12 protein-coding genes and 1 pseudogene are annotated in these 12,017 nt (G+C 41.5%); 7 read left to right on the top strand and 6 right to left on the bottom strand.

The window, feature by feature from the left end:
• The first annotated feature begins 159 nt into the window (after positions 1 to 159).
• Positions 160 to 1,068 (top strand): undecaprenyl-diphosphate phosphatase, encoded by a 909-nt coding sequence (locus LJE12_RS05950; protein WP_118758819.1) that lies wholly within the window; start codon positions 160 to 162, stop codon positions 1,066 to 1,068.
• Between the two features lie 89 nt (positions 1,069 to 1,157).
• Here LJE12_RS05950 and LJE12_RS05945 read toward each other — a convergent pair whose 3' ends face one another.
• Both LJE12_RS05945 and LJE12_RS05940 read right to left on the bottom strand, forming a co-directional pair.
• Positions 1,158 to 2,096, bottom strand: a complete 939-nt coding sequence (locus LJE12_RS05945) for a substrate-binding domain-containing protein (protein ID WP_008706086.1) — start codon at positions 2,094 to 2,096, stop codon at positions 1,158 to 1,160.
• Complete coding sequence (locus LJE12_RS05940; RefSeq protein WP_008706085.1) at positions 2,089 to 2,301, bottom strand: TOBE domain-containing protein; 213 nt, start codon at positions 2,299 to 2,301, stop codon at positions 2,089 to 2,091. Before LJE12_RS05940 ends, LJE12_RS05945 begins: the two co-directional genes overlap by 8 nt.
• 378 nt (positions 2,302 to 2,679) lie before the next feature.
• Between LJE12_RS05940 and modA the strand changes: the two genes are divergently transcribed.
• The 3 genes from modA to LJE12_RS05925 are packed head-to-tail and all read left to right on the top strand — an operon-like array spanning position 2,680 to position 5,335.
• Positions 2,680 to 3,579: a molybdate ABC transporter substrate-binding protein gene (gene modA / locus LJE12_RS05935; RefSeq protein ID WP_022380220.1), complete on the top strand. Its 900-nt coding sequence runs from the start codon at positions 2,680 to 2,682 to the stop codon at positions 3,577 to 3,579.
• A 2-nt stretch (positions 3,580 to 3,581) separates the two neighbouring features.
• Positions 3,582 to 4,277, top strand: a complete 696-nt coding sequence (gene modB, locus LJE12_RS05930; protein ID WP_022380219.1) for a molybdate ABC transporter permease subunit — start codon at positions 3,582 to 3,584, stop codon at positions 4,275 to 4,277.
• Positions 4,277 to 5,335 carry a sulfate/molybdate ABC transporter ATP-binding protein gene (locus tag LJE12_RS05925; RefSeq protein WP_022380218.1) on the top strand — a complete coding sequence of 353 codons (1,059 nt, stop codon included), beginning with the start codon at positions 4,277 to 4,279 and terminating at the stop codon, positions 5,333 to 5,335. The genes modB and LJE12_RS05925 overlap by 1 nt, the downstream gene beginning before the upstream one ends.
• 189 nt (positions 5,336 to 5,524) lie before the next feature.
• Here the strand turns inward: LJE12_RS05925 and LJE12_RS05920 are convergent, their stop codons facing one another.
• The 3 genes from LJE12_RS05920 to LJE12_RS05910 form a co-directional block, all read right to left on the bottom strand.
• Positions 5,525 to 6,613, bottom strand: coding sequence for a PucR family transcriptional regulator (locus LJE12_RS05920; protein WP_022380217.1), 1,089 nt, complete (start codon positions 6,611 to 6,613; stop codon positions 5,525 to 5,527).
• A 144-nt stretch (positions 6,614 to 6,757) separates the two neighbouring features.
• Positions 6,758 to 7,870 carry an ABC transporter ATP-binding protein gene (locus LJE12_RS05915; RefSeq protein ID WP_008706080.1) on the bottom strand — a complete coding sequence of 371 codons (1,113 nt, stop codon included), beginning with the start codon at positions 7,868 to 7,870 and terminating at the stop codon, positions 6,758 to 6,760.
• A 418-nt stretch (positions 7,871 to 8,288) separates the two neighbouring features.
• Complete coding sequence (locus tag LJE12_RS05910; RefSeq protein ID WP_428845678.1) at positions 8,289 to 9,242, bottom strand: ABC transporter substrate-binding protein; 954 nt, start codon at positions 9,240 to 9,242, stop codon at positions 8,289 to 8,291.
• Positions 9,243 to 9,466: 224 nt separating this feature from the next.
• Between LJE12_RS05910 and LJE12_RS05905 the strand changes: the two genes are divergently transcribed.
• The 3 genes from LJE12_RS05905 (at position 9,467) to LJE12_RS05895 (ending at position 11,327) form a co-directional block, all read left to right on the top strand.
• Positions 9,467 to 9,688, top strand: coding sequence for a helix-turn-helix transcriptional regulator (locus tag LJE12_RS05905; protein ID WP_008706078.1), 222 nt, complete (start codon positions 9,467 to 9,469; stop codon positions 9,686 to 9,688).
• Positions 9,669 to 10,130 (top strand): DUF6773 family protein, encoded by a 462-nt coding sequence (locus tag LJE12_RS05900; protein WP_020993481.1) that lies wholly within the window; start codon positions 9,669 to 9,671, stop codon positions 10,128 to 10,130. Before LJE12_RS05905 ends, LJE12_RS05900 begins: the two co-directional genes overlap by 20 nt.
• Before the next feature lie 123 nt (positions 10,131 to 10,253).
• Positions 10,254 to 11,327: an Abi family protein gene (locus LJE12_RS05895; RefSeq protein ID WP_227292110.1), complete on the top strand. Its 1,074-nt coding sequence runs from the start codon at positions 10,254 to 10,256 to the stop codon at positions 11,325 to 11,327.
• Between the two features lie 132 nt (positions 11,328 to 11,459).
• Here the strand turns inward: LJE12_RS05895 and LJE12_RS05890 are convergent.
• Positions 11,460 to 11,909: pseudogene (locus tag LJE12_RS05890) on the bottom strand (ABC transporter substrate-binding protein); the annotation flags it as partial.
• Between the last annotated feature and the right edge of the window lie 108 nt (positions 11,910 to 12,017).

Raw genomic sequence — 12,017 nt, 5'->3', positions numbered from 1 at the left:
CATGGTGTGTAATATAATCATATGGGTATTTACAGTGGGTCAGATAGATATATGTGGGTCTTTTGTATTACTTATTATCTGACAGAAACCTGTCTGATCCGGTTGAAAATCGTTGTAAATAAGAATAACAACAAAAAAGAAAACAGGAAGGGAAAGATTATGGATTTTATTGAACTGTTAAAGGTCATTTTCCTTGGGATTGTAGAGGGAATCACAGAATGGCTCCCGATCAGCAGTACCGGACATATGATCCTGGTGGATGAGTTTCTGAAACTGAATGTGACAGAGGATTTTAAGAATCTGTTTTTCGTAGTGATCCAGCTTGGCGCGATCCTCGCGGTTGTAGTTCTCTACTGGAACAAATTGTGGCCGTTTTATATCAGACCAATTTCAAAGAAACAGCAGGCAGTGCTTAACAGGCATGGTGCAGTATCCAGAGGAATTCTTACTTTTGTGGAGAAGTTCTGTGATAAAGAGAAATGGGTACTCTGGTTTAAAATTATAGTAGCCTGTATACCGACGATTGTTATCGCACTTCCGTTTAATGATGTCATTGAAGAGAAATTTAATAACTATGTAGTAGTTGCCATTGCACTGATCGTATATGGTATCCTCTTCATTGTCATTGAGAATTATAACAAGAGAAGAAGACCAACCTGTACAAATCTGGAAAATCTGTCATTTAAGACTGCACTCATCATCGGTCTGTTCCAGGTACTCTCCGTAGTTCCGGGTACATCCCGTTCAGGTTCCACCATTATCGGTGGTATCCTTGCAGGAACCTCCCGTACAGTAGCAGCAGAATTTACCTTCTTCCTGGGAATCCCGGTCATGTTCGGAGCCAGTCTTCTGAAAATCCTGAAATTCGGTTTCTCTTTCACAGGAACAGAGATGATGATCCTGATCGTGGGAATGGTAGTGGCATTTGTAGTTTCCATTATCGCGATCAAATTCCTGATGGGATACATAAAGAAACATGACTTTAAGGCATTCGGATGGTACAGAATCGCACTTGGTATTCTGGTGCTTGGATACTTTATCGGAAAAACACTTCTTGGTTGTAAATAATGTATAAGAAAAGCCCTGCTGTATAAGCGGCATGTACGTCATAAGCGTATATCCCGGACAGCAGGGCTTTTTATTATGTTACAGGTTTCTTATATGCAGATCATTTCGCCGGTATAAGAGGTATCATAACCTGTCAGATGATGAATCTCAGTTTTGAAATCTTCAGACTGTACAATTTCCACAAGAGCAGAGAACCCCGGCTTTCTCACAGATTCCGCAGGAATTGCCAGATACATCTGCATATCAGTCACAGGGACGAAATCAAGTCCCGGAAAGTAACGTGCGATCATTTCTTCTCCAAAAGCAACATTCGCTCTGTGCTCAAAAACAGCAGATGCAGATGACATATCAGAGACAGCTTCATTTCTGTATCCGCTGATTTTTTCAGAAGAAATTCCCCGTTCTTTTAACAGACGGTCCAGATAAACCCTGCGGGCACTTCCCTTTTCACGATTCATAAAAACAACTTTCGGATCCGTCAGGTCCTCCACAGAAGAAATCTTTTCAGGATTTCCGGCCTGTACATAGAAGCCGACAGAGTATTTATATAAAGAAAGAAGTATCAGCGGGATTCCGGGAACCAGGTGACGGATATCATCTATATCCAGACTGGTAGCAGCGATATGTGCCTTTTCGAAATACAGGGAATAAAGTCCGTTATAGTCATTCATATGAGACTGCAGGACAGGAAGTCCATCAGGATGAGCGGACATTTTGCCGAGAAGAAGCTCCAGGGCGGCAGAAGTCTGGCCGCCTAAAATGATACCACTGGAATGAAGCAGATAATCTCTCTTCAGCAGAGAACTCTCAGGTTCAAAATTAACAGAAGTGTATGGAATATCCTGCCCGCTTCCGGAATTGCCGGAACTGCTTCTGTTAAGATACTGTGTCAACTGCTCTTCGCTGACCCTGAGTTGTTTTCCGATTTTGGAAGATTCCAGCTCACCGCGCTTGATAAGTTCATAGACCGTTGTCTTTTTGATCTTCAGACGGTCTGCGACCTCCTGAGCTGTGTAAAGTTTATTCATCAATACCTACCATGACATTAGTAGCCTTGATCACTGCATAAGCATCAGAACCTACTTTCAGGTTTAATTCTTCAACTGCTGCACAGGAGATGGTTGCTGTGATAATGTTTCCACCGCCGATATCAATAGAAACGATGGAGTTTACAGCTCCGTTATTGATACTTACTACTTTCCCTTTTAACTGATTGCGTGCACTTAATTTCATGATAATTACCTCACTGTTTATTATTTTTTTCTATAGATTTATCGTTACTGTTCACACTCCACTATCCCGCGAGGTGTTTTGGCATGGATATGCCAAAATCCCGAGACATACAAGCCAAAATTCCATTGCCACAGGCAATCTGGAATGAATTTTGGCTGCGTTACTGAGAACGGAGTGAACAGTAACGATTTATCTGATACCCGATCAAAGGCCGGAAAGTTGTTTATGGCAGTAAAGATAAGGCTTTCGACCTTTTATCATTTACATGATAACATATACAAATAAAATTGACAAGAATACAAAAGTTTTGTACAATAGATACAAAAGGAAACAAAACTGAATAAAACAAAACGAAACTAAATGAAAGGCGGTAAAAATATGAGAAAGAAATTAATTGCAGCAATGATGGCAGGAGTACTGAGTGCAGGAATGTTCAGCACAGGAGTTTTCGCAGCTGATACAGACTTAAAAGGTGAAGTCAACACATTCATCGCAGCAAGCTTAAGCAATGCAATGGAAGAAATCCAGAAAGACTTCAATGAGACATATCCTGATGTTGAAATCCTCTACAATGCAGACAGCTCAGGCACATTACAGACACAGATCGAAGAAGGTGCACGCTGCGATATCTTCTTCTCAGCAGCTGACAAGCAGATGGACGCTCTGGTAGACGAAAATCTGGCTAAGAAAGATACGGTAGAAGATATCCTTGAGAACAAAGTCGTTCTGATCAAACCTAAGGATGGAGAAACAAAAGTTACAGGATTCGAGAACATCACAGATGCAGCCAACATCGCACTTGCAGGTGACAGCGTTCCTGTTGGACAGTATTCCAGAGAAATTTTCGACAATCTTGGAATTACAGATGAAGTAAATAAGATGGAGATCAATGAAGGTAAAAATGTATCTGAAGTTCTTGCTGCAGTAAGTGAAGGAAGTAATGAGATCGGTATCGTTTATGCTACAGATGCAGCTTCCGTTGCAGATAAAGTAGACGTTATCGCAGAAGCTACGGCAGATGCACTGAAGACACCTGTTCTTTATCCGGTAGGCCTTATCGAAGACAAAGAGGCATCTGAAGATGATACAGCAGCTGCAGAAGCATTCCTTGAGTACATCAAATCTGATGACGCTATGAAAGTATTCGAGAAATACGGATTCACAGCATACAAAGCAGATGATGCCACCGAAACAGATGATAAAGATGCAGAAGCAACAGAAGAAGCAGATGACACAGAAACAAATGCTGAGACAGAGACAACAGAGGAAGCTAAATAAGAATGAGTGAATTTCTGGCAGAAATAAACTGGAGTCCTTTATGGATTTCACTGAAAACAGGTTTCGCGGCTACTGTGATCGCGTTCTTTCTGGGGATATTCTTTGCGAGACTGGTAATGAAGATGAAACCTGTTTCCAGAGGCATACTGGATGGTATCCTGACCATGCCTCTGGTACTTCCCCCGACAGTGGCCGGTTTCATTCTGCTTCTGCTGTTCAGTCTGAGACGTCCGTTCGGGGCATTTCTGCTGGATAATTTTGATATTAAGATCGTACAGACCTGGAAGGGCTGCGTGATCGCAGCATCTGTAATTGCGTTTCCACTGATGTACCGAAATGCACGCGCAGCATTTGAACAGGTGGATGTGAATCTGATCGCAGCAGGCAAGACACTTGGCATGAGTGACAGAAGAATCTTCTGGACAGTTGTCATGCCGACAGCAGGACCCGGAATCGCATCCGGTACAGTCCTTGCCTTTGCCAGAGCAATCGGAGAATACGGTGCTACATCCATGCTCGCAGGAAACATTCTTGGCAAGACCAGAACCGTTTCCGTTGCCATTGCTTCGGAGACTGCGGCAGGAAATTATGGCATGGCCGGTTTCTGGGTAGTTGTGATCTTGATCATTTCATTTGTGATCGTTGCGGCGATCAATATCGTTTCCGGTAAGGGAATGAAGATGGGCAGGTGGATGTAATGGCAGTCAGTGTGGATATTGAGAAGAAACTTCATGGCTTCACTCTGAAAGTAAAGCTGGAGAGTGATGGTTCTCCAATGGGGATCCTTGGAGCATCCGGAAGCGGAAAAAGTATGACTCTGCGCTGTATTGCAGGAATCCAGACACCGGACTCTGGAAGAATTGTTGTAAATGATAAAGTTCTTTTTGATTCAGAAAAGAAAATCAATCTTAAACCGCAGGAGAGGAAGGTCGGCTATCTTTTTCAGAACTATGCACTTTTTCCTACCATGACTGTAGAGAAGAATATCGCATGCGGATACAGAGGGGATAAGAAACATCTTAAGGTAAAAGTGGCAGATTACATAGAGCGTTATCAGCTTAACGGGCTGGAGAAGCGTTATCCGGGCCAGCTTTCCGGAGGTCAGCAGCAGCGTGTCGCACTGGCACGAATGATGATCGGAGAACCGGAAGTCATCCTTCTGGATGAACCGTTCTCAGCACTGGATGGATATCTGAAAGATATCATGCAGCGTGATATGCAGAACTTTCTTAATGAGTACACAGGTGATATGATTCTGGTCACTCACAGCCGTGATGAGGCTTACAAGTTCTGCGGACATCTGACAATTCTGGACAGTGGTCAGGCACTTACTACAGGAGAAACCAAGAAACTCTTTGAACGACCCGGCATTCTGCAGGCAGCCAGACTGACAGGGTGTAAAAATTTCTCAACTGTACAGAAAATGGGAAAACACAGTATTTATGCAGTGGACTGGAATCTTATGCTGCAGACCAAAGATGTGGTGCCGGATGATGTTACGCATGTGGGAATCCGCGGTCACTGGATGAAAGGTGCATCTGAAGGCGGAGAAAACCACATGGAAGTGGAAGTTATGGAATATATTGAAACGACCTTTGAACATCAGTATTTACTGAAGAACAAGAAAGGCGGAGATTGTCAGCCGGTTTGGTGGATGTGCCCCAAAGGAAATTTTGAGGAAGATCCGCATGCAAAAGTTCCGAAATATATTCATTTTCCGGAAGAGCATCTGATGCTGCTGAAAGAAGCGAAATAGAATATATAAGAAATAATAAAAAGCGTTGTATTTTCAACAGAGATTTCTGGTGAAGATATAACGCTTTTTTAACCGAATCAAGTAAGTCCCTGTGGAGCAGTTATTCGGTGTGGAATCGCGTAGCCACGTAGCTGTAAGAGTCTGCCGGTTTGATCACGCAGATGGATGTTATCAAATTGTCTGAGAAATCTATGACGGATGATTCTTAGAATATTTTATGTAGTCCACAACCATCATCGCCAGTTTAAATGTCAGTGCATCTTCAAACGCGCGGATATCCAGTCCGAATTTTCTCTGGAGTTTTTCGAAACGGTACACCAGAGTATTTCTGTGTACATAAAGCTGTCTGGAGGTCTCGGAGAGATTCAGGTTATTTTCAAAGAAGGTACGGATGGTGATCAGGGTTTCTTCGTCAATAGAATCCAGAGTTTCCTCTTTGAAGATCTCGTCGATAAACATTTCACATATGGAAACAGGAAGCTGGTAGATCAGTCTGCCGATTCCAAGCTGGTTATATCCGAATACATTTTTATCTGCGTAGAAAATCTTGCCTACTTCAAGGGCTGTATGTGCTTCCTTGTATGCGTCTGGAAGCCTGGAAATATCCTCTGCCAGATTACTGTAGGCAACCCATGCGGAAGTCATTGCTTCTGTATTTAACATATCTACAAGCATATATGCAATTGATTCCAGATCCTCATAAGTTTCTGTAGACTGTAATTCTCTGATGATGATAATCCCTGTATCATCAATAGCTGTGATGAAATCTCTGGTACGGGCAGAGAAAATATTCCGGATCGTAGCGAGAGCGTTCTCATCCTTGGTCTGTTTGGTTTCCACAAGAAATACGGCACGCTGAACAGAAGTTGCAATGTGCAGTTTCTTGGCGCGGTTAAAGGCATCTACATCGGAATAACTACCAAGGAGAAGATTCTGCATAAAGGTATTCTTGTCGCTTTTCTCTGCATAGGCAGCCAGGAGACTCTGTACCTGGCATACGGCCAGCTCTCCGATGGTAGCAGTACTTTCTGCCTTTCCCCATACGATCAGAATATAGGAGATGGAATGGTTCTCCATGATTTTATACAGGCAGCAGCTTGTATTGGAAACACACAGGGCACTGCTTTGGCGAAATTCTTCCAGTTTTGATTCTGCAGGAAGTTTTTTATCACAGGTAGAGAGAAAGATTTGGTTATCAGAATCCAGCAGACAGAAATCAATCTGGCTGATATTCTTCCAGTCTGTCAGGCATTTCTGTAAAATCTGTTGTATTTTCATTAGGTCAATCCTTTCTTTTGGGGTATGAGTCAGCTTATAGCAATCCTTGCAAATTGTCTGATCGAAGTAATCAGGCAGCCAATTCTATATTATAACATAAAAACCCGGGGAAAACTCCCCGGGTTTATTAAAGATTCCTGAAAATTAGTTGCAGATTGTAAGTTCTGTTTCTTTATCAAAGAAATGAGATTTTTCCATATCGAATGCGAATTTGATCGGATCACCGGTCTTAGCTGTTGTACGAGGATCAACTCGTGCTGTAACCTGAGTTCCGTTTACATCGAAGTATAAGAATACTTCAGCTCCGAGAAGCTCGTAAACTTTAACTACGGATGTCATCGGTGCGCTTGGAGAAGCTTCGATGAACATCTGGGAATCATGGATATCTTCCGGACGGATACCGAGAACAACTGTTTTACCTACATAGCCGCCATCTTTAAGAGCTTTTGCTTTAGCAGCTGGGATAACCAGTTCATGCTCGCCAACTTTAGCGATAAGGTTGCCACCTTTTTCGGAGATAACAGCGTCAAGGAAGTTCATCTGCGGAGATCCCATGAATCCTGCAACGAATAAGTTGCCTGGTTTCTGATACAGGTTCTGAGGTGTATCTACCTGCTGAACAACACCGTCTTTCATAACAACGATTCTGGTACCAAGAGTCATAGCCTCTGTCTGGTCATGTGTTACATAGATGATTGTAGCACCCAGTCTCTGGTGGATCTTGGAAATCTCGATACGCATCTGTACACGAAGTTTAGCATCCAGGTTGGAAAGAGGCTCATCCATAAGGAATACCTTAGGATTACGTACGATAGCACGTCCCATAGCAACACGCTGTCTCTGACCACCGGAAAGAGCCTTCGGTTTACGATCAAGAAGTTTCTCAAGGTCAAGGATTCTTGCAGCTTCACGAACTGCTTTATCAATCTGGTCTTTCGGAACTTTACGAAGTTTAAGTCCGAATGCCATGTTATCATATACTGTCATATGAGGATACAGAGCGTAGTTCTGGAATACCATTGCGATATCACGGTCTTTAGGCTCTACATCGTTCATAACTTTGTCACCAATCTTTAATGTACCGCCGGAAATTTCTTCCAGACCGGCAATCATACGAAGTGTAGTAGATTTACCACATCCTGAAGGTCCTACGAAAATGATGAATTCTTTATCTTCGATCTCCAGATTGAAATCTTTAACTGCCTGGAAACCATTTGGGTAAGTTTTGTTAATGTGCTGTAATGATAAGCTTGCCATGATTATTATTCCTCCAAAATTATTTCATATTGTTTTTGCTGATTGAGTACTCGTTTTTTTCATCTGTAGACAGTATAGCGAAAAGGAGGGGGGATGGCTAGGGAAGAATCGTACAAAGATTTTTTTTGTTTCTTGTCATTCTGACGAAAAGCCGGAATCAGTATCTGGGGATTCCGTCAAACTGTCAAAAGACATAAGAAAAACGCAGGACAAAATGACGAAATTCTGTCTGCGTTTTTCAAAATTGGAACTATAGCAGTCCTGGTAAACATAGTTCTTTTTACCACCTGTTACACAAAGTGTATACAAGATTATGGTTTGACTGAATCAAGTCAAAAATCTCTGACAATATGAAGGAACGGATGGGAGAATACGGATATCGGGCTAAAATTACAGGTGGATCAGAGAAAGCAAATCATCAGGAAGCATTTTGCGCAAATTCTGTGTTGACCAGTTCTGCATACGGTGTACGTTCCTTCAGTTCTCCTGCGTCTTCCAGGATATCCTGCAGCAGTTCAAATCCATCCTGCCCGAACACCAGATTTTCTTTCCAGGTATCCTGATCGTAATAACGTTTTACGATGGCTGTGATGGTATCCAGATCTGTTTCAGGGAACTGAGGCTCGATGATTTCTGCAATTTCTTCAGGAGTGTGGCTCTGGACAAAATCCATACCTTTTTGCAGAGCATCAGTAAATTTTTGCATGATATCAGGATTTTTTTCCATATAGCTGGTTCTGGCACTGTAGGAGGTGTATGGTACGTAGCCGGAGTCAACGCCCAGGGATGCCACAACATACCCGGCACCTTGCTTTTCAAGAGCAGTAGCAGACGGCTCAAATTCTACGGTGAAATCGGCTGAATCATCTCCGGTAAAGGCAGCAGCAGTAGCGCCGAAGTCAATGCTCTGGTCAATAGACAGATCTTTCTCAGGGTCAAGACCATTCTTTTTCAGGATATACTCAAATACCATTTCCGGCATGCCACCTTTGCGGCCGCCAAGAACTTTCCTGCCCTTCAGATCTTCCCATTTAAAATCCGGCATTTCTTCTCTTGCCACAAGGAAATTTCCGGCCCGCTGGGTAAGCTGTGCAAAGTTTACAACAGGATCAGTAGCTCCTTCCTGATAGGCATAGATAGATGCTTCTGCTCCCATAAATCCGATATCTGCCTCACCGGAAATCAGAGCAGTCAGAACTTTATCCGCACCGAATCCAGTTATCAATGTCAGATCCAGACCTTCTTCCGAAAAATATCCCTCTTCGATTGCCACATACTGTGGCGCATAGAAGATTGAGTGTGCGACTTCATTCAACGTAACTTTCGTAAGTTTTTCCTCTCCCCCATCCTTCTCTGCAGCAAAAGCTGTCATCGGCAGCGCAGTCACCGCCAGAATAACTGCTGCCGCTAGTGAAATCCATTTTTTATTTTTCATGCAGATACTCCTTTTGAGACTTCTGCTGTTAGGATATTCCCTCAACTCAAAAATGGTGCATTTTTTCTTGATAATTCATTTATATATTTCTAAAAGTAAAATATAATTGACTTTTATACAAATAAATGATATTTTATAGTCATCAGGGAGGTGAAGCAAGCTTGCCAAAGAATATTGCTATCAAAGTAGCACGAGCACAAAAGGATATGACGCAGAAGGCATTGGCGGAGGCTGCCGGTATTTCGCGGCAGACTATGAATGCAATCGAAAAGGGTGAATACAATCCAACAATCAAGCTATGCCGAAGAATCTGCCGTATCTTGGATAAGAGTCTGGATGATTTATTTTGGGAGGATGACGAGGATGAAGAAAACGAAAAGTAATCTGGATGAATTACAGGAACTGAAACTTCTGAAGATTGAGCACAATGGATGCTGGCTGGCTTTCTGGGGATTGCTGGCTGTAATACTGACCCAGATAGCCATAGGAAATGACAGCAAACAGGATCTTTCCGGAGAATGGATCGTATTTATGTGCCTTGCTTTATATCTTACAGTAGGATGCATAAGAAACGGAATCTGGGACAGAAAGCTGAAACCAAATTTTAAGAACAATATCATGGCCAGTAGCATCGCCGCAGTTGTTATGGGGATTTTGTGGTTTATCATTTCTTATCGGAATTATCACAAACTCGTCGGTTCCATTGCAACTGGAGTTATTATGTTTTTTTCTATAGAGATTTTATGTTTCCTTGCATTAACGCTTACTTCTAAAATTTATAAAAAAAGACTGAAAAAGCTTGAAGATGATTCTGAGGATGAATGATGATACCTGGGGAAAAGCCAGAGGGGACTGTATTTGAGCCATCAAACACCGTCCCCCTTGGTCCTTGGTCAATGTATAAAAATGTCCTTGCCGAATATAATTTAAAACAAAGATGATTTCTGATTGACTTTCTTAGTTATATCAGTTATATTATCTTTAGTGATCAGATTGCAGAAACTTGAGAAGCCTGCGATCGGGGGAGGGTGCCGAGGCCCCTCTCCTTTTTCTTTATCTGGAACATTTTGCAGCGAGGTACATATGAGCAAACCGTTTATTACATATACCGCACAAGTTGAAAAACTGAAAAATGAAAAAAATCTAGTTATTACAGATGATGATTTTGCGGTAGAATCCCTGCAGAATATCAGTTATTATGCATTAATTGGTGGATATAAACATCCTTTTATTGATATTCATACCCGCAAATACATTAATGAAGCGTGTTTTGAAGATATAGTTGCTCTTTATGAATTTGATGAAGAGTTACGTGGGATTTTCTTTAAGTATTTATGCCGCGTGGAAAGAAAAATGCGTTCGTCCATTTCTTATCACTTCTGTAAAAAACATGGAGAACGTCAAGAAGAATATCTCAACTCCAATAATTACGGCAATATTCCCAAAAATAAAAATGGAATTACCAAATTAATCAAAATGCTAGATATGATGGCAAACAAAAACAAGGATCACGAATATCTTGTTTACCAGCGTAACAAATATCATAATATTCCGTTATGGGTGATTATGAATACCCTTACTTTTGGTCAGATATCCAAAATGTTTGAATTCTTACCTCAAAATATGCAGGGAGCAATTTGCCAGGATTTTGGAAATGTCAAGAAAAATGAAATGATAAAATATTTAAAGGTATTAACGCTGTACCGAAATGTATGTGCTCATAACGAAAGATTGTTTTTCTATCACACATATATTGATATTCCAGATACATTGTTACATGAAAAATTAAGCATTTCTAAAAACGGTTCAAAATACATATATGGAAAAAATGACTTGTTTAGTGTAGTCATTACTTTTCGTTATCTACTTCCAAAGACCGATTTTTTACTGTTTAAAAAGCAACTATTGCATATTTTTGACCGATATGAAAAGCAGAATTCAAATTTGAAGTTGAATGATCTTTTTGAATATATGGGATTTCCTAGTAACTGGAAAGAAATAACAAAATTTCGCAAAATATAAGTGGAGATATTAGCAAAAATATTTCCACTTATATTTAAAGCTATTCTATTTTCTGCGATTTCTTCGTACTATTCAACCCATCCACCCAATTACACAAAATCACAATCGTCTCATAATTTACATTGATATATGTACGCCACCTTTGCGACCGCCAAGGACTTTCCTGCCCTTCAGATCTTCCCATTTAAAATCCGGCATTTCTTCTCTTGCCACAAGGAAATTTCCGGCCCGCTGGGTAAGCTGTGCAAAGTTTACAACAGGATCAGTAGCTCCTTCCTGATAGGCATAGATAGATGCTTCTGCTCCCATAAATCCGATATCCGCCTCGCCGGATATGACGGCAGTCATAGTTTTATCTGCCCCAAAGCCAGTTATAAGCGTCATATCAAGCCCCTCATCTTTAAAATATCCCTCTTCGATTGCCACATACTGCGGTGCATAAAAGATGGAATGGGCTACTTCATTTAAGGTAACTTTTGCAAGCTTCGCCTCATCTTTCTTTGCAGCAAACACTCCCAGAGGCAGTGCAGTCACCGCCAGAACGACTGCTGTCGCCAGTGTGATCCATTTTTTATTTTTCATGCAGATACTCCTTTAACAACCGTAGCAAGAATTCCCTCACCTCTATAGGTGATGGGATGAATTGCACATTCGAGCATGTCTGCTCAAATTCATAAAAAATCACAAAAA

Origin of the sequence: Blautia sp. DFI.6.71, from assembly GCF_020593585.1 — a bacterium.
GTDB classification, from domain to species: Bacteria; Bacillota; Clostridia; order Lachnospirales; family Lachnospiraceae; genus Blautia_A; species Blautia_A wexlerae.
The sequence above is the reverse complement of the archived record's forward strand: the minus strand, read 5'-3'. Positions and strand labels throughout refer to the sequence as shown.